The organism is Clostridium sp. LS (assembly GCF_002760435.1).
Lineage (GTDB): Bacteria > Bacillota > Clostridia > Clostridiales > Clostridiaceae > Clostridium.
In genome coordinates this window covers 1-18458 of the sequence record NZ_AUUU01000126.1, presented here as the reverse complement: position 1 = coordinate 18458, position 18458 = coordinate 1, and the positions used below count along the sequence as shown (strand labels likewise).

Annotated in this window: 24 protein-coding genes; 23 read left to right on the top strand and 1 reads right to left on the bottom strand. The window is 33.0% G+C overall.

Going from position 1 to position 18458, the window contains the following annotated elements; all coding sequences use genetic code 11:
* The first annotated feature begins 56 nt into the window (after positions 1 to 56).
* From COL3_RS23435 to COL3_RS23385, 11 genes are all read left to right on the top strand, one after another.
* A complete protein-coding gene (locus tag COL3_RS23435; RefSeq protein ID WP_008422494.1) occupies positions 57 to 1220 on the top strand; it encodes a hypothetical protein in 1164 nt (387 codons plus the stop codon).
* Between the two features lie 149 nt (positions 1221 to 1369).
* A complete protein-coding gene (locus COL3_RS23430; RefSeq protein WP_008422495.1) occupies positions 1370 to 1939 on the top strand; it encodes a dihydrofolate reductase family protein in 570 nt (189 codons plus the stop codon).
* A gap of 601 nt (positions 1940 to 2540) precedes the next feature.
* Complete coding sequence (locus COL3_RS23425; RefSeq protein ID WP_008422496.1) at positions 2541 to 3398, top strand: sialate O-acetylesterase; 858 nt, start codon at positions 2541 to 2543, stop codon at positions 3396 to 3398.
* Positions 3399 to 3452: 54 nt separating this feature from the next.
* The gene (locus tag COL3_RS23420; protein WP_008422497.1) at positions 3453 to 3974 is read left to right on the top strand and encodes a helix-turn-helix transcriptional regulator; all 522 of its coding nucleotides are present in this window, start codon (positions 3453 to 3455) and stop codon (positions 3972 to 3974) included.
* 163 nt (positions 3975 to 4137) lie between these two features.
* Positions 4138 to 4857, top strand: a complete 720-nt coding sequence (locus COL3_RS23415) for a M15 family metallopeptidase (protein ID WP_008422498.1) — start codon at positions 4138 to 4140, stop codon at positions 4855 to 4857.
* A 20-nt stretch (positions 4858 to 4877) separates the two neighbouring features.
* Positions 4878 to 5570 (top strand): response regulator transcription factor, encoded by a 693-nt coding sequence (locus COL3_RS23410; protein WP_008422499.1) that lies wholly within the window; start codon positions 4878 to 4880, stop codon positions 5568 to 5570.
* Positions 5560 to 6663: a HAMP domain-containing sensor histidine kinase gene (locus COL3_RS23405; protein WP_008422500.1), complete on the top strand. Its 1104-nt coding sequence runs from the start codon at positions 5560 to 5562 to the stop codon at positions 6661 to 6663. The genes COL3_RS23410 and COL3_RS23405 overlap by 11 nt, the downstream gene beginning before the upstream one ends.
* A gap of 23 nt (positions 6664 to 6686) precedes the next feature.
* The gene (locus tag COL3_RS23400; RefSeq protein WP_008422501.1) at positions 6687 to 7235 is read left to right on the top strand and encodes a VanZ family protein; all 549 of its coding nucleotides are present in this window, start codon (positions 6687 to 6689) and stop codon (positions 7233 to 7235) included.
* A 185-nt stretch (positions 7236 to 7420) separates the two neighbouring features.
* Positions 7421 to 8101 carry a DUF5680 domain-containing protein gene (locus COL3_RS23395; RefSeq protein ID WP_008422502.1) on the top strand — a complete coding sequence of 227 codons (681 nt, stop codon included), beginning with the start codon at positions 7421 to 7423 and terminating at the stop codon, positions 8099 to 8101.
* Positions 8102 to 8132: 31 nt separating this feature from the next.
* On the top strand, positions 8133 to 9002 hold the full coding sequence (locus COL3_RS23390) for a methionyl aminopeptidase (protein ID WP_008422503.1): 870 nt from the start codon (positions 8133 to 8135) through the stop codon (positions 9000 to 9002).
* Positions 9003 to 9053: 51 nt separating this feature from the next.
* A complete protein-coding gene (locus COL3_RS23385; RefSeq protein ID WP_008422505.1) occupies positions 9054 to 9404 on the top strand; it encodes a DUF2200 domain-containing protein in 351 nt (116 codons plus the stop codon).
* A gap of 198 nt (positions 9405 to 9602) precedes the next feature.
* Here COL3_RS23385 and COL3_RS23380 read toward each other — a convergent pair whose 3' ends face one another.
* Positions 9603 to 9923 carry a helix-turn-helix domain-containing protein gene (locus tag COL3_RS23380; protein WP_008422507.1) on the bottom strand — a complete coding sequence of 107 codons (321 nt, stop codon included), beginning with the start codon at positions 9921 to 9923 and terminating at the stop codon, positions 9603 to 9605.
* Positions 9924 to 10071: 148 nt separating this feature from the next.
* On the opposite strand from COL3_RS23380, the gene COL3_RS23375 reads away from it, so the two are divergent.
* From COL3_RS23375 to COL3_RS23320, 12 genes are all read left to right on the top strand, one after another.
* Positions 10072 to 10638, top strand: coding sequence for a flavodoxin family protein (locus COL3_RS23375; protein WP_008422509.1), 567 nt, complete (start codon positions 10072 to 10074; stop codon positions 10636 to 10638).
* Positions 10639 to 11158: 520 nt separating this feature from the next.
* The gene (locus COL3_RS23370; RefSeq protein ID WP_008422511.1) at positions 11159 to 11413 is read left to right on the top strand and encodes a hypothetical protein; all 255 of its coding nucleotides are present in this window, start codon (positions 11159 to 11161) and stop codon (positions 11411 to 11413) included.
* On the top strand, positions 11400 to 11600 hold the full coding sequence (locus tag COL3_RS23365) for a GrpB family protein (RefSeq protein ID WP_035283182.1): 201 nt from the start codon (positions 11400 to 11402) through the stop codon (positions 11598 to 11600). Before COL3_RS23370 ends, COL3_RS23365 begins: the two co-directional genes overlap by 14 nt.
* A gap of 231 nt (positions 11601 to 11831) precedes the next feature.
* Positions 11832 to 12500, top strand: coding sequence for a DUF1214 domain-containing protein (locus COL3_RS23360; RefSeq protein WP_008422513.1), 669 nt, complete (start codon positions 11832 to 11834; stop codon positions 12498 to 12500).
* On the top strand, positions 12500 to 13063 hold the full coding sequence (locus COL3_RS23355) for a DUF1254 domain-containing protein (RefSeq protein WP_008422514.1): 564 nt from the start codon (positions 12500 to 12502) through the stop codon (positions 13061 to 13063). Before COL3_RS23360 ends, COL3_RS23355 begins: the two co-directional genes overlap by 1 nt.
* 278 nt (positions 13064 to 13341) lie before the next feature.
* Positions 13342 to 13920, top strand: a complete 579-nt coding sequence (locus COL3_RS23350; protein WP_008422516.1) for a hypothetical protein — start codon at positions 13342 to 13344, stop codon at positions 13918 to 13920.
* Between the two features lie 350 nt (positions 13921 to 14270).
* On the top strand, positions 14271 to 14876 hold the full coding sequence (locus COL3_RS23345) for a GNAT family N-acetyltransferase (RefSeq protein WP_008422520.1): 606 nt from the start codon (positions 14271 to 14273) through the stop codon (positions 14874 to 14876).
* A 101-nt stretch (positions 14877 to 14977) separates the two neighbouring features.
* Complete coding sequence (locus tag COL3_RS23340; RefSeq protein ID WP_008422522.1) at positions 14978 to 15538, top strand: MarR family transcriptional regulator; 561 nt, start codon at positions 14978 to 14980, stop codon at positions 15536 to 15538.
* Positions 15539 to 15568: 30 nt separating this feature from the next.
* Positions 15569 to 15913 carry a hypothetical protein gene (locus COL3_RS23335; RefSeq protein ID WP_008422524.1) on the top strand — a complete coding sequence of 115 codons (345 nt, stop codon included), beginning with the start codon at positions 15569 to 15571 and terminating at the stop codon, positions 15911 to 15913.
* Between the two features lie 136 nt (positions 15914 to 16049).
* A complete protein-coding gene (locus COL3_RS23330; protein ID WP_008422526.1) occupies positions 16050 to 16721 on the top strand; it encodes a GDSL-type esterase/lipase family protein in 672 nt (223 codons plus the stop codon).
* A 48-nt stretch (positions 16722 to 16769) separates the two neighbouring features.
* The gene (locus tag COL3_RS23325; RefSeq protein WP_008422528.1) at positions 16770 to 17366 is read left to right on the top strand and encodes a nitroreductase family protein; all 597 of its coding nucleotides are present in this window, start codon (positions 16770 to 16772) and stop codon (positions 17364 to 17366) included.
* Between the two features lie 103 nt (positions 17367 to 17469).
* Positions 17470 to 18003, top strand: coding sequence for a GNAT family protein (locus tag COL3_RS23320; RefSeq protein ID WP_008422530.1), 534 nt, complete (start codon positions 17470 to 17472; stop codon positions 18001 to 18003).
* Positions 18004 to 18458 lie beyond the last annotated feature (455 nt).

The following is an 18458-nucleotide window of genomic DNA, read 5'->3' as shown; positions in this document are numbered from 1 at the left end:
ATAGTTCAACCACTAAATTTTTCTACTAAAATATATGGGGAAGGGAATAAGTTTTTATGAAAAAAGAGCAAGAAAATCAAGGATACTTTGTTAAACATCAAAAGAAATTGAATAACAACGACAGTCTCCCAGCAATCGAATTTCTTGAAAATATAGCCTGTGGGTACGATGCCGAAGGAACTGAGGCTGATCTTGCTGAAACGCTCGAAGCATGTAGACGTGAGAGATACCGTTCGGCTGATGCGTCAGCTCTCACAGGTGAAAGTGTGTGTATGGATTATGAACAATTTGACAGAGTACCAGAAGGCAAATTCAATACTCAGGTTGATGGTGCGCATTTTGAGTGCTTTTATCATGCAAGCGAACACGATTATCTCTATGTTGTGCTAGATACCATGCGCGATGACGGGACAATTGCGAATGGACCACTTCCACGCTTCCGTAAGTGGTCATGGTCTACGTTTCTGAAAGGTCATTTGTTAAGCATTGAAGATCCGATGTACTTTGAGTCAGACATAGCTGTAGGCTGGTTCTATGGCACGCATGAAAGAGACTACCGCGAAGCGACGGCGAAGCTTGTAACCAGAGTGGCACGAAGCTTGGGCATACCTAACGAGAGGATCATCTTTTATTCAATTTCATCAGGTGGCACATCAGGCTTGTTCACGGCTGCGAAAATCCCAGGAAGTGTTGCAATAGCATCGAACCCGCAACTCGACCTCACACGTTTTTTACCAAGTGAACTCACTCGATTTAAAGAGTGTACCGGGATTGATCTTGCCTATGAAAAGCAACATGGAGATGTAGAGCGTGTGAATTTTGCGCATGTTTTCTCTAAGGATAGCTCTTCTAAGTATTTGGTTATTGTAAATTGCCGTTCGAAGATGGATTTCAACGACCAACTTATTCCTTTTTGTAAAGAGCTCGGTATAACCCCTTGTTATGGACTGCAACAGGTGGGGAACTTAATTATCTGGGTAATCGATGCCCATGGACATCCACACCCTCACCTGACATATGAAAGCAAGACTATGTATTTTGCCATCGATTTCATTGCAAAAACGTTAGCGGAGGGCGGAGACATTGAACGGCTTAAGCCACTATACATCCTATTTAGTGAGTTCTGGCATGAGAAGGCAGGACTGATTGTCAAAGACCCTGTATGCCTCTCTGATGCAGACCCAATCGGGCGAACGCTGATTGAAGAATTGAAAATATAGTATTCGTTAAACTTCGTGGTACATATTTTCTTTTGAGAAAATAATTATTCTTTATCTATTTTTCTGGGTATGCAAGAGGTGGCGAATATTATTTTCCAAATGTAGAAGAATAATATGATAAAAATGTTTTTGAGGGGAGGCTGAATGTCATGTTAAATACTGAAAGTAATAGAAGAATAATTTTAGATTTAGCTGTAACATTAGATGGATTTATCGAGGGGCCAAACGGTGAAGTGGATTGGTGTATTATGGATCCTGATATGGGGTTTATTGATTTCTTGAATAATATTGATACAATTCTATATGGGCGCAAAAGCTATGAATTATGGGGACAATACATTCCAGAGAATGAAACATCAGATGCTGAGAAAGAAATTTGGAAGCTAGTTCATAGTAAAAAGAAATATGTGTTCTCAAAAAATCCTATAAATGAGTATCCAGAGGCAAATCTAATAAGCCGTAATATAGTAGAAGAAATAAAGAAAATAAAGAATGAGCCAGGCAAAGATATTTGGCTTTATGGAGGAGCAAGTCTTATAACAACTTTTTTAAATCTAGATCTTATTGATGAATTTAGATTATCTATTCATCCAGTGATTTTAGGAGATGGCAAACCTATGTTTATCGATATAAAGCAGAGATTAAGCCTCAAGCTTATTAATACCAATAAATTTTCTTCAGGGGTTGTTCAGCTTTGCTATCAGCCTGTAAGGAATTAATATTAAGTTGACGATTGTAATAGAATATAAATAAATATAGGATAAAAGCGCTATATATTTCAAAATCATTAATCACAGATGAAATTAGCAAAAGGGAATAATAGTTAATTAAAAAAGATGCTGTAAAGGAAATCTTTCAGATCGGCAAATCATAATAATAACAGCTAGTGCAACCACTTTAGTAATAAAATTATTGAGTAAAAGTAAATAATTAATAAAAAACACATTATTCTCAATGAATGGTGTGTTTTTTATGCTCAAAGTTTTTAATAAATTTCATAATTAAACAAAAATCAAATCTATGAGTGAATTAATTAAACCGCTTGAATCACCTAATAATTTTTAGGTTCTAGATGCCAGTAGAATTAAGTTAAACAAGACCCAGTATAAATGTTAAGAAGATAATTATAGTTGACAATTAGTCTAATTAGACTATAATATTTAAGTGTGGTTAGTCTAATTAGACTAATCATAAATTTATTAGTTTTTCATATTTAGGAAAATCTAATAAAGCCACGAATTAAATAAGTAGCTGCTTTATATTTATTGATAATTGGAATTATTTCTTCATAAAGATTAAACATAAGAAAGGATGAAAAAAATGATTAAATCGTTTTTAATGATAGGACAGTCAAATATGGCTGGGCGTGGGTTTATTCATGAGGTGCCCCCAATTTATAATGAAAGAATACAAATGCTCAGGAATGGTAGATGGCAGATGATGACCGAGCCCATCAATTATGATCGTCCTGTTTCAGGAATAAGTCTGGCGGGTTCATTTGCAGATGCATGGTGTCGTCAAAACCAAGAAGATACTATTGGATTGATTCCTTGTGCTGAAGGTGGAAGCACATTAGATGAGTGGGCTGTAGAGGGAGTGCTTTTTAGACATGCAATAACCGAAGCTAAATTTGCTATGCAAAATAGCAAGCTCACAGGAATTCTATGGCATCAAGGAGAAAGTGATAGTGCTAATGGTAACTACAAAGTTTATTATAAAAAACTACTTTTAATTATTGAGACTCTTAGAAAGGAGTTAAGCGCTCCAGATATTCCAATCATTATTGGTGGCTTAGGGGATTTTTTAGGCAAAGAAGGATTTGGAAAGAGTTGTACCGAATATACTCTCATTAATCAAGAGTTACAAAAATTTGCCTTTGAACAAGATAATTGTTACTTTGTCACAGCCTCAGGTTTAACTTCTAATCCTGATGGTATCCACATTGATGCAATTTCTCAAAGAAAATTTGGTTTAAGATATTTTGAAGCATTTTCTAGTAAACAACATGTATTGGAGCCATTAGTTAATGAAAATGAGCTGCTAAATATAAATAATTCTAGAACACATACAAAAACAGAAAAGATATATATGAAGAGTATGGATTTTGCATTAGGAAAAATATCATATGAGGAATTCGCATCTCAAGTGATGGAAATAAACAATGATAAAAACTTATAATTATGAGATAACTTTTAATATAATTTTGATGAAGAACATAAAGGAGGTGCTTTCTTGATACCATTACTAATTTTAGGTTTATTAAAACAAAACCCAGGTTCTTATGGATATGAATTATTAGCATTGATGGAAGAGAGACACTATAAATATATAGTAAACTTCACTAAAGGGTCATTTTATTATAATCTTCAACAATTAGAAGAAAAACAATATATTAAAAAAATTAATCAATCGGATAATACTAGGGAGACAAATAATTACATCATCACTGAACTAGGAGATAGGGAATTTGAAAAATTGATGTATAAGTATGGTTCTAAGACAGAATATATAAATTTATCTTTTTATGCAGCAATGCTATTTGCTGATGAATATAAAAGTGAAGATCTAATAAAACTAATAAAAATACAAATCGAAGAAACAAAAAAGAAAATTTCTTTATTAGAACACTCTATTGCACATAATGAAACTATTCCTACCTATTTCAGAAAAATGTTGGAGAATTCACATTCTCACCATTTAGTAAATATAGAGTGGTTTGAAGGACTGTTAAAGGATATAGGAAATGAAAAATAATTTCAATAACTAAATAAAAGCTTTATAGAGTAGTTTTAAGCTGCTCTATTTTTATAAATAAAATCAGAAATTAAAAACTTAAGATTTCGTAAGAAATTCTTATAAGAGTTGTAAAGTGATTCTTCTACAATTAGATTAAGTTGTTAGAAGAGGAGCAGATATAATGAGAAATGTGTTCAAAAAGATTTTGGTATTTATTATAGTAATTTGCGGACTATGGTATGTGATGGATGGGATGGCTGCAGAATTAAGAGGTATAAATCTTGATGAAATTGGAAGTGATTTAAATAAAGAAGACAAGTTGGTAAACTTAAATAAAACTAATACAAAGAAAGAGCTGATTTTAGTAAATATGGAGAATGGTTTAAGCACAGACTATAAGCCAGACGGATTAACGGTGCCTAATATACCATTTGCTTCTGGAGCGGACAAGGAAGAGAAATATGTAGCAGGAATTATTGCAAATCCTCTAGAAGAATTAGTGAATGCAGCTAAAGAAGATGGGATTGTATTACTTGGTAATTCAGGCTATAGATCATATAAGTCACAAAAAGATGTTTATACTAGCAGGATAAAAACAAATGGAAAGAAGCTTGCAGATGCATATGTAGCTAAACCTGGATTTAGCGAACATCAAACAGGGCTATGTATTGATATTACAAACAAAAGTGGTAATTTCGTAAAAGGAACAAAAGAAGCGGACTGGCTTGCAGAAAATTGCTACAGATTTGGTTTTATTATAAGATATCCTTATGGAAAGCAAAATATAACAGGTATTGAATATGAGCCTTGGCATATTAGATATGTTGGGAAAGAAGCTGCTAAGTATATTTATGATAATAGAATTACATTAGAGGAATACTTGGCACAATCAAAAAAATGACTATAAATTTGGAGGAATAAATGAATAATAATATTCTTGTAGTAGATGATGAAAAAGCAATAAGAGATTTGTTGGAAATAAATCTTAAAAATGAAGGATATAGTGTCTTTAAGGCAGGCTGTGGCATGGAGGCTTTGGACATATTACATAAGGAAGAAATTCATTTAATAGTTTTGGATATAATGATGCCGGATATTGATGGACTAGAGGTTTGCAGAAGAGTAAGAGAAAATTATAATATACCAATTCTAATGTTAAGTGCAAAAGCAGAGGATATGGATAAAATTCAAGGGATTATGACTGGTGCAGATGACTATGTTTGCAAGCCTTTCAATCAATTAGAACTTACAGTTAGAATAAGAGCATTGCTTAGAAGAGCATATTTTTTAAATACTAAAATTCAGACTTTAGAAGATCAAATAAGAATTGAATCAATGGTTATAGATAAGAGCAGGCATAAGGTAACCGTTGAGGATAATGAAATAGATTTAACAGCAAGAGAGTTTGAAATACTATACTTATTGGCTACAAATAGAGGAAGAGTTTTTAGTGCAGAAGAAATTTTTGAAAGAGTATGGAAAGAAAAATATTTTCAATCCAATAATACTGTAATGGTGCATATGAGCAGACTTAGGGATAAGATAGAGCAGTATATGGAAGGAAATAAGATAATTCATACTGTATGGGGGGTTGGCTATAAAATTGAAAAATAAAAGGTTCTATAAATACTGGTTATCGTCCTTAGCTGATGCATTGGGTGCAGCAGTATTAACTTATGTAATTTTGTATATAAGTAGTAAGATATTAATTTATTTATATATGAACACCAAAATTCAATTTATTAATTATATTTTTAAATTTTGGAGGATTCTTAACTTTAATATTTTCGGAAATTATGCTTATGTAATTGTTGAAGGAACATTATTTGCGGGTCTATACCTATTAATAACATATAGAAAATCTAAAAGTCTTGCAGCTATTATAGATGAAACTGAAATAATGGCGGGTGGAGATTTGGAAAGACTAATAAAAGTTGAGTCAAAAGGTGACATTGCAAGTTTAGTAGAAAATATAAATAACATCTCAAAGCAGCTTAAAGAGAGGACAATAGAGGAAAGAAAAGCTCAGCAAACTAAAAATGATTTAATAACAAATGTTTCCCATGATTTAAGGACGCCATTAACTTCTATAATTGGGTATTTAGAAATTATTGATAATGACAAATATAAAGATGAAGTAAGGCTTAGATATTATGCAAATATAGCCTTTGAAAAAGCAAAAGCTTTAAATGTGCTTATTAATGATTTATTTGAACTTACTAAAATGCAAAACAATACTATTAATTTATATAAAGCTGATATTAATTTAGTAGAGTTACTAGGTCAGGTAGTTGCAGGTTTTGAATATCAATTTAAACATGCAGATATGCAATCAAGACTTGATTTTTCGGAGGATAAGCTAATAGTGAATGCAGATGCTGGGAAGCTAGTTAGAGCATTTGAGAATTTACTATCTAATGCAATTAAGTATGGAAAAGATGGTTTTTACGTTGATGTAGCAACAAAGCTCGAAGAAAATATGGCCGTAGTTCAAGTTATAAATTATGGGCAGGCAATACCATCAATAGACTTACCACATATTTTTGATAGATTCTACAGAGTAGAAAAATCAAGAAGCAGCGATATAGGGGGATCTGGGCTTGGGCTATCTATTACAAAGAATATTATAGAGCTTCATGATGGGAAGATATCGGCCTATAGCAATAATGATAAAACTATATTTGAAGTTAAGCTGCCAATCAAATAATCACATAGGAAAATGGAGGTATTATGAATAAACGAGAGAGAATTGAAACAGTCTTTTTATATGGAGTTTTCATTTTTTACATACTTTTTTTAATTAAACTATTGTTCTTATCAAGAGTTTCGCTTTTGGATCTGTTTAATAGTCAAAGAACTTTAGAGAGGTCAATCAATCTCATTCCTTTTTATACTATAAAGGAATATATATTTAGTGGCTCTGCAACTATAAAAAGATTCGCTTTTAGTAATGTGGTTGGCAACATAGTTATCTTTACTCCCCTTGGTGCATATTTGCTACTATTTAAAAATAATAAAAGAGTAATGACCAATCTACTATTTATATTCAAAGTGAGTTTATTTACAGAAATCATTCAGGGGCTTTTAGGCATTGGAGCAGCAGATATTGATGACATAATTTTAAATTGTTTGGGTGGATTAGTTGGTATTTTAGGATATAAGTTTTTATTGTTTATATTACGAGATGAGAAAAAAGTACGTGTTGTAATCACAATACTATCTGCAATAGGATTACCTGTTATATTATATTTATTATTTATGGTGAAATTGAGATTATAAATATCTTTAATATAATGTTCATTGTCATTGCAATTTACTTTGTGTTAATACTTTTTAGCTAATAAATGATTGATATTATAATTACTTTTTTGCTAAATGCAACTTTTAGTTGTCAACTTTGTTATATTTAAGTGGTAGAAACATGATAATATTGTCAGTATACTGATAGCAGGAGGGATTAAACTATGAGTTTTCAAGAACAATTGCAAATACTTAGAAAAGCAAAAGGTCTATCACAAGAAAAATTAGCTGAATTCTTAGGTATATCAAGGCAATCAGTTGCAAAATGGGAAGTAGGACAGTCTTATCCTGATATAGCTAGATTAATTGCATTAAGTGAGTTCTTTAAGGTAAGCATTGATAAATTAGTTAATGATTATGAGGAAAATTGCCGCTTGTATATTGAGGAAAATAAAGTTAACAATATAAATGAGAGTATAATTGATTTTTTATGTAGGGCCAAAAAATCCACCTATGCTGGAAAAGGGCCAGAATGTAGGCCCTCAAGGCCAAATTCTCATGACTTAGAATATTCAGAGGGAAGCTTAAAATATATAGATACTTATTTAGGCGGAGAAAGATTTTCAGGAGAAGAAGGTTTATGGCAGGATGATATCCCAATTTGGTCAATGAATTATACTGGAAGAGTTTTAGATGAAAGATTTTCAGGTGGTTTTTTAAAGGAAGCTTTGAGTTTAGTAACGAAGGATAATCCATATAGAGGGCCTATTATTTATCAAAATGGACAGTATAAATATCATTGTATTATTAATGGGGAGTTTAATTGGTTCCAAGGACATGAGGAAATTTATTTTGAGGATATAAAGGTTTTTGAATGTTTTTTTCATGGCGGCACAATTAAATAGCAAAATAAATATTTGAATGGAGAATAATACTATGGTATTAAGTAGAAATGATTTATGTTGGTGCAAAAGCGGATTAAAATATAAAAATTGTCATTTAGAATTTGATAAAAAGATAAGTGGCCTAAAAAGAAAAGGACATATAGTACCAACCAGAAACCTTATAAAAACAAAAGAGCAAATTGAAGGAATAAAAAAGAGTGCTGAAATTAATAATGGTCTTCTAGACTTAATTGCTGAGAATATCAAAGAAGGCATGACAACAGAGGAAATAGATAAATTAGCATATGATTATACAATATCTAATGGTGGAATTCCGGCAACTCTTAATTATGATGGATTTCCTAAAAGTATTTGTGTATCAATAAATAATGTAGTATGTCATGGAATACCAAGTAAAGATGTTATCCTTAAAAGTGGTGATATTGTAAATGTAGATGCAACTACTATATTAAATGGATATTATTCAGATGCATCAAGGATGTTTATGATTGGCGAAGTAAATGAAGAAGCTAAGAAATTAGTTCAAATAGCTAAGGAATGTCTAAATAAAGGTTTGGAAGAAGTTAAACCTTGGGGCTTTTTAGGAGACGTTGGGGCGGCAATTCAGGAACATGCAGAAAGTAATGGATATTCAGTAGTTAGAGATTTTGGAGGACATGGAGTTGGATTAGATATTCATGAAGAACCATTTGTTTTTCATTTTGGAAAAAGAGGAACAGATATGGTTTTAGTCCCTGGGATGGTATTTACAATTGAGCCAATGATAAATTCAGGAAGTCATGAAATATTTATAGATGAAAATGATGGATGGACTGTATTGACCGCTGATGGTTCTCTCTCAGCACAATGGGAACATACGGTTCTCGTAACAGAAGAGGGAATAGAAGTTATTTCAAAATAATTATATGATTTTGTGCTATAATAAAGAAAATTACTTAAGTGAGGATGTATCATGACAAAACATAAGATCTATACAATGAGCGTAGCAAGTGTATATCCCCTTTATGTTGCGAAGGCGGAGAAAAAAGGACGCACGAAAACAGAAGTTGATGAAATCATTAGTTGGTTGACAGGATATAGCCAGGAAGAGCTAGAAGCAGAGCTGGAAAAACAGACAGATTTTGAAACTTTCTTTGTGGAAGCTCCTCAAATGAATCCTTTAAGAACTCTGATTAAAGGAGTTGTCTGCGGTGTTCGAGTGGAAGACATTAAAGAACCAATTATGAAGGAAATTCGCTATTTAGATAAGTTAGTTGATGAATTAGCAAAGGGAAAAGCGATGGATAAGATTTTAAGAAAATAATGATTCATAATCAAGAAACACTGATTAAGTATACAAAATGATTTGTGTTTTTTGTTGAATGGATAAATTTTATAAATGATAATTTAATAATGTACCTAAGTAACAAAGGAGAACTAAACCCAGATGATGGAGTCGGTTCTCCTTATTTTGTTTGCTGAAGAAAGTTTATGATAAATTCCGTGAATATAAAAATATGTATTAAATAGATGGATGTTTATGTTTATAAACTTCCTCTCCCCATTCACCAAGAACCTGTAAAGCAACTATGAGTTTTTGGCTAAGTTCTGATAATTCATATTCTACTCTTGGTGGAATTTCATTGTATTGACGACGGATAATAAGACAGTCTTCTTCGAGCTCTTTTAAGTTTTTTGATAACATTAGACTGGATATGCCATCAACTTTTCGCTGCAATTCATTAAATCGAATAACTCCATTTTTGGACATAGTCCAAAGGATTAATAGTTTCCATTTGCCACCTATAATGTTTAAAGCATATTCTATAGAACAGTTTTCCATAAATGCAACCTCCATTACTTATATAAATATTAGTAACTAAATATTTTTTGCGTACTTGTTGATTTATATGTTACTTAATATAATAAAGCTAGTCAATAGATGCTTAATTTAATTTAAGAAAATCTTGTATTTAAAAGGAGAGATATAAATGTCAAAAGTAGTTATTTTCAAAGGTAGTCCAAGAAAGAATGGATATACTGCAAAATTATTAGAACAAGTAGCAAAAGGAGCAAAATCTAAAGGTGCTGAGATTATGGAATTTGATTTAAATGATCCTGGAATTCGTGGTTGTCAAGGATGTGGTTATTGTCGTACTCATGACGGTTGTGCTGTTAATGATTATCTTCAACCGATGTATGAGGCTATTAAGGCAGCAGATGCTATTGTATTTGGTTCTCCAATCTATTATTATCAAATTACAGGTCAAGCAAGAGTTTGGTTAGACCGTACATTTCCAATGATTGAAGAAGGTCAAGGACACATTTTCACACCTAGACATCCAGGTAAAAAGTTAATAACTATATTTGCTCAAGGAAACCCAGATCCTAAAATTGGTGAAGGGGGCATTAAATTTGTTCATGATATATTCGAATTATATGGTTGGAAGTTAAAGGATAATATTCATTACTGTGGAACTAATCATGCTCCTGATTCAGCAATATTTGACGAGTTATCTTTAAGAGCATTTAAAGATGGAGAAAATTTAGTTGAATAAATTTTTAACACACCAGATACCCAATAAGCACAATGGTAGATGAAATTAAATAATTGTCTGAGCGCCATATCCACCACCCTAAAAAGGACAGGTCATATAGCTACAACTGCTAGATGCCTAGAAGGCTCCAACTTTGGAGGAGCCTTCTAGGCATTTAATAGCTGTACGCATTAGACTAGTCCTTTTTTGTGTATTGTGTTAATGGAGATAATACTGCATGCGCAGATAAAGTTTTTTCAAAATATAATACTATATGAGAAGTTATCATATGAATTGAAAAAAATATCTATAATGAAATAATTACTAGCAGACTCCAACTTTGCTGATATGTAAACAACGAGGAATCCTAAGCAGTAAAAAATGTTTCCATATATAGGTCTAGATGTTAATATTGTATTATGAAGTTAATTAGATTAAATTTTACATAATGATGTAATAGATATAAGTATATTTAATTTATGCATTAATTTTTTAATTATGTAAAATTATTTGATTAATTAGTTTTAAGGAGCTTTCTAAAATGTGCACAAGCTTTGCAGTGTATAGTCAAAACAATCCAATTTACGGCATGAATTTTGATTCGAATGACATTGATTTAAAGCTAAATATTTATAATTATGCTGATAGTGATGTTTTTTACTTTTCAGGATTAATCGATAATATTTATAGAGATATTGCTGGTATTAATAGTAATGGCTTATTTATATGTACCCAAGCGCTAGAATATAGCCCAAATTTTCAACCATGTAGCAATAGAAATAATGTATTTAAGTAATTATAACTTATGGAAGCGTATCGCATTTAGAGATTTTTTAAGAAAAAATCCTAAATACGCTATGAAATATGCAGATTTAAAACGAAAATTAGCTATTTCCTCTGGAGGAGAATGGATTAGGTATACTATGGCAAAAAGTGATTTCGTTAAACAAGTAACAGAAAAAGCTTTAGAGCATTTGGGATGATTCAAATCAGATAAATACATCTTATAATTATAGAATTTAATGAAACAATTTTTCATATAACCTACACAGCCTGTAGATTTGACGCAGTAAATTATATAAATGTTCTTTGAAAATTGAATAATACGATTTTTACGAAATATACTATAATTAATGCACAATGGTAAATTAAGTCGAAGCAGAGATTATAAAAAAAGACATGGATAAATAGTAATTTGTGAGGGAGGTAAATATATGACAAAAAAAACATATAGAGTTTATATGATGTTCGTCGGGGTGATTTGTGCCTATGTTATCGTTAGGCATATCTTTTTTTTCAGTAATTCCACACCATTTAGAACGGATGTGATACAAGGTATATTAGTTGGCTTTGGATTAGCTATTTTCTCTGCTTTTATTACTTCAATAATCATGTCAAAAAAAGTCAATGGATGGACAACATCGACAGGGTGCTGTGTACCAGGAAACGGAATTTTGCGTCGTGCCGCATGCGTCTTAGCTTTTCCCGGTCCGATTAATATACCACAGGAGGCTATGTACTGGACCACATCTGTAGACAGCACAAACCGTAGCCTTTCCGGGGAACACAACTATATAATGCATTTTCCAGATGGTGGATTTCCGCCGAACAATGCATTCTGGTCATTGACGATTGGAGATAATAAGAACCACTTTGTTAAAAATGAAATCAATCGTTACAGTTTGTCTGATCGGTCAGAGCTTATACCCAACACGGATGGATCTATTGATATATATATTCAGAATACTGCTCCTTCAGGAAGCAAATCCAATTGGCTGCCTGCACCATCTGGCAACTTTATCCTTTGGTTTCGGGTATATTTGCCAGATGAAGAAGTTATAGAAGGAAAATATAACGTACCTGAAGTTAAGGAGGTAGAATAATGGAACATCTATTGATTTTTAGTTCATTTGTAGCCTTAACATGGATTATGGTTTTATATTTTTTACCTCGAATGTTACTAACAGTTTATAAACGAGCAATACTGGTAAAAGGATTCGGAGGTGGGCCGGTACCTGTCAATACGCTCTACACACAGCCTAAAGAACAATTTTCAGATCCATTAAATGCATTAGGGTCTTCCTTGGCTACTACAGGTGTGAACCGAGACACGCTCTATACAATCGGTTGGCTGGATCTCCGCAAGGGACCTCAGATATTGCATGTGCCAGATATGGATGGGCGATATTATAGTGTGCAGTTTACCGATCCAACTCAAAATACCAGTTTTGACTATGTCGGCACGCGAACGACAGGTACTAAGAATGGTGAGTACCTAATTTGTGGTCCGGGATGGAACGGGAGTGCACCAAAGGGAATGCCACAGATTGCTTGCCCCGAGAATTCAATTCTTGTCGTTGGACGGGTATTTGTTAATGACGATAGTGATTTACCAGTTGCGTATGAACTTTCAAAGCAAATACAAATATCACCATTCCTTCAATAAGTAAAAGAACAAGAAATTAGGTGACTGACAAGTTTCAATTTATCGTTGAGGCAATTCGCAATCTTTATGAACCATGAACCAATAAAAATCGTATTATTCAAATTGAACGCTGAATTTGCGGTATTTTTTATGTTTAAAATACTACACAATACTAAAAAGGGACGTATATATAGGTACTGAACTAGAACCAATTTGAGAATTTAGCAGTATGGTATTTTGAAAATATGTTGTGAGGATTAATTTAAAGATAAATTGTAGTTTGTAGAGGAGGTTAATAAGTGAATAATGATAGAGACTGGACAGTTTTATTTATTGGTGGAGCTTCAGGAATAGGAAAATCAAGCATAGCTTATGAAATTGCTCGATTCTATGGTGTGAATGTCTTGGAAGTAGATGATGTTCACCTATCTGTAAAAACAGTTACAACAAAGGAAAGTTTTCCTGCAATACATTATTGGAATACTGGTGTAGATTGGAAAAATATTGGAGTTGATGGCAATGTAAACTGGTTGATTGATGTAAGCAAAGAAATGGCTCCGATATTGAAAGAGATTGTAAACAGGCATATTGAAGATAAATTACCTATCATTATTGAGGGCGATTTTATCTATCCTGAATTTACAATATCTTTCAATAATCCAGAGGTAAAATCAATTTTTGTGAATGAATCAGACATAAATCAAATATTGCAGAATTATTTATCACGAGAAGGTGGCGATTTACAACATTACAGGGCTGAAATAAGCATTGCATATGGAAAGTGGATAACAGATACTTGTAATCAGAATGGTATTAAAGTGATTGAGTCAAGACCTTGGGATACTATTTTAAAGCGAGCAATAAAAAGTCTATCGTGATGCAAATGCTTTGGTTTTGCTATTTAGAGTGAGAGAATTAAGCAAAATGCTAAACTTACAAATTTCAATTTCTAGGGGAATGTTCATATATTAATAAAATATACCACGATAAACTAGAATATAAATGGTGATTTAAAGCATAGATTAGGTAAGCTTACTATAAAAAAAGTGGAGAAGTTGGCTAAAGGGAGAATATTATTTAGCTATGAAATAAAATATTAGAGAGAGGATGTATAAGAATGCTTATACCAAGAAGATTTCTTGGTTATAAAAATTATAATACGAGGAATATGGGAATGAAAGTATTAGAGACAGAACGATTAATTCTTAGGCACTGAGTTGAATCAGATGTGGAAAGTTTATATGAAATTGCAAGTGATGAACACGTTGGACCAGCTTGTGGATGGGAACCTCATAGAGATATTGAGGAAAGTCAGCATATCTTAAGAAATATCTTAGTGAATGAACATACATTTGCAATTATTTTAAAAGAACATAATAAGGTAATTGGGAATATAGGTTTTATAACAATGCCGGGAAGCAAATATTGCGAGAACGAACTTCAACATGAAATAGGTTTTTTGCTTGGATATTCTTATTGGGGAAATGGATATATGCCAGATGCCTGTAAATGTTTAATGATGTATGGATTTGAGCAATTGAAACTTGAAAAGATTATATGTACCCACGTGATAGAAAATTATAATTCGGAAAGTGTTCAGAAGAAATGTAATTTCAAATATGCATATACAGATAGATTTTTTCATAAAGGTCGTAATAGAGAGGTTACAATGATCGTTAATTTTAAAGTGACTTGTTTTTACATGCATATCGGCTTAACTCGAATATTGCGAGAGTTTAAAAATTTATATAATGGGCAGTGCGCAAATATTATATGCGGGCTGCTTTTTTGTTTTTCAAATTTCTCAATCAATAAGTTACTACAATTTTTTTAAAAGTATTGACATATTGTTAAGTACTTTATAAAATATAAACAAGTACTTGATAATTAATTAGTTGATAAAAATAAAATATAATGTTATTGGAGGATAAGGTAATGGACAGCAAAATTAATTTAATGGAACAGTTTTCCCGAGTGACGATGCTTTTTCACAGATTTTCGCATCACATTAGAAATGAAAATGAAGCATTTACCGACCCGAACAGAGGGCAAGGACGCATTTTGACGTTGCTTAAAACACAGCCGAAAATTAGCCAAAAAGAAATTTCGAATCTTCTAGATATGAGTAATCAGGCATTAAGTCAGCTGCTTACCAAGCTTGAAAAATCCGGGTATATCAGTCGGACACAATCAGAGACAGACAGGAGAGTTATGAACATAGAACTTACACAGACCGGCAGGGAAGCTGCGATGCAAGCGGAACTGAGCAAACAGGATTCAGATGAGATTTTTAATTGCCTCAGCGATGTTGAAAAGAATAATTTGAGTGAATACTTATCAAAAATTATTGCAGAGCTTGAAAAACAATTAGGTGAAAACTCTGGACTTGATGACTTATGGGATGCTTTCCGCAATGCTATAGGACCGAATGGCGAAGTGCCTCCCAAGATGCTTGAAATGATGGAACAACATTATAAAAAGCAGCGTAGTAAATGATTTTAGTCAAATAAATATCGGAGGTATAATATGATTGCAACAGAAAAAGGAAATAAGATGATTAGCCCAAACCAGCCCGGTACGGTGCTTAAAATGCGCGCCAAGGCTGGAAAAGGAGACGCTCTGTTTGAACTTACGAATAAACTTCATTACAACGGTGACCCAGACGGTCCGGTGAACTGGTTATTCTGCCGAGATGACAAGGATTCAGACACTTTATGGGCTTTCGAGCTATACAAAGATGAGAATTCGTTCATTCGCCACTTTACTAATCCAGCTATAGAGGCAGGTCACGATGAAGTTTTGGAGCTTTTAGCCGAAATGCCTATGCGAGTCGAAGTTCACACAGTATACTCTAGTTTCCAAGTTAAATAATAATATTGTATTCTTTTAACCTTGTCATCAAATCAAATAACTCTGTCAGCTGATTTTAGTAGGCAGATAGAGTTTTGGGTGAGATACGCTGAAACGGGGCGTAAACTATAGTAATTATGAAAAGGAGTTGATATTTATGTCAGAACAATCAACATCACTAACGAATATGAACCCAGACATCGAGCAATATAAAAGTGACCTACGAGCACGCTTTGCGAAGGAGAATCAAACGGCCCAAAAAGGACAAATTGTTTTCGTCGGGTCTTCCACTATGGAAATGTTCCCGATTGAAAAAATGCAGCAAAATCTTGGCTTGGACAAACTGATTTATAATCGGGGGATTCGCGCAACGACCACAGCGGAGCTGCTGATGGCGATGGATGTCTGTATTTTCGATTTGGCGCCGAGCAAGATTTTTATTAATATTGGTTCAAATGATGCGGGCTTCGGCGTTCCAGAAGACACTTTTCTCTCCAATTATGACCAAATTTTGCGGCAAATCAAGGAAGAATTGCCCGAGACACAGGTGTTTGTGATGGCTTATTATCCGGTCAATCCGGTGGCAGATTTCGGTGAGTCAGAGGCCGAGCACGAGGCATTTTTTTCGAAGCGAAACAATGAAATACTTAAATTAGCAAGCAGCAAAGTGGCGCTGCTTACGCAAAAGTATCACTATGAATTTATCAATGTCAATGATGGCTTAGCCGATGCTGACGGGAATTTGCGGAAAGAGCTCACATTTGATGGGGGTCACATGTATCCCATTGGGTATGAAATTGTGCTTGGGAATATGAAAAAATATTTATGAGCAAATGCGTGTAAATTAAGCAGAAATAAATTAATGGAGGATTTTATTATGAATGAAACATTGTCAGTCATTAAAAGCAGGCGTAGTATTAAAAATTTCCAACCGGAGCAAATCAAGGATACTGAACTTGAAGCTATTTTGGAAGCCGGAACATATGCACCTTCAGCATCAAATCAACAGTCATGGCATTTCACGGTGGTTCAAAATAAGCGTTTAATTGGCCAATTATCTGAAGCTATAAAAAAAATATATGCAATGATGCCTGTTTCGTTTTTAGAGCAGATGAAAAATGATAAAAAAGCTCATTTTTTACAGCAGATAGGGAACAATGAAAAAGTTCATTTGTTTCATAACGCCCCTACTATTGTTGTGATTTCAGGTGACAAAACGGAAATGTACACCGTAGAAAATTGTTCTCTTGCTGCCGGAAATATGATGAATGCCGCTAAATCTTTAGATGTTGGCTCATGCTGGGTCAGCGGGTTGCCGCAACTCATTGATGCAGAACCCGATAACCAATTCATAAAAGAGCTGAATCTTCCCGAAGGGTATAAACCTGTGTGTGTTATTTTGTTAGGATACAAAGCAGGGGCGGATAAGAAAGTTGCTGAGAGAAAGGAAAACGTAGTAAACTATATTAAATAATTCTCTGCAAGTAGTTCACAAAAGGTCCACTTCGTAGTATTCATAAATGGTGTAGAAATTATAATTTGAGAAGCAGGTTTTGCTGCTAAAGGAGAATATAAAAATGAGAATTGAGACAGATGATTTAATTATTCGTAATTTTGAGTTGAGGGATGAAAAAGATTTATGTGAATATATGCTGCAGAGAGTTAATGCTGAATTTGAGGCATATCCCGATTTCACTTGCCAGAAAGCAAAGAAAGAGATTGAATTCAGAGTGCAAAGTGATGAATTCTATGCAATTGAGCTAAAAAAAGAGCATAAAGTCATTGGAAATATTTATTTAGGAAATAGGAGTTTTAATTCAAGAGAGCTGGGATATGTATTAAATGTGAACTATCAACATAGGGGATATGGAAGTTGTGCCAGTAAAGCAGTTATAGATTATATGTTCAATCAAGGTGTTCACAGAATTTACGCAGAATGTGCTCCTCAAAACACACCTTCATGGAAGTTGATGGAGAATATTGGAATGATACGTGAAGCACATTTTAGAAAAAATGTTTCTTTCCGTCAAGATGAGAAAGGACGCCCTATATATTGGGATACCTATGTATATGCGTTATTAAATCCATATAATGAAGTTTATACTGACTGACAAATTACAATTTGTTTACTTAGTTTTAATATTTTATATATCAAAAATTTAGGTAGCAGAATAAAAATTATAAACCAATTTAAAGACAATAAACATCACCACAGGTTTGATCATGTTTATTGCCTTTCTTTCAAGCTGTCTTAAGAGAATCATCATTAGAAATATTAGTATCAATAGCTACTCCATGTTTAGCTAATGTTACAGTATTGAGTTTATATATTTTCATTAATCATGCAATTATAATAGTTTGCTATAGATAAACGATGGTAGTTACATATTTCATAATAAATAAGTGCAGGACGGGATTCTAGCTAATGGAATTTAACTTTTCATTTTAGGTTTGCAGGATTACTCGAAAAAATTTGCTTTACAACCGAATATGTGTTCGCTATAATATCTCTTAAAGAACGTATGTTTGGAGTGGTTATATGGTTGATAAGGAAAAATTAATATTT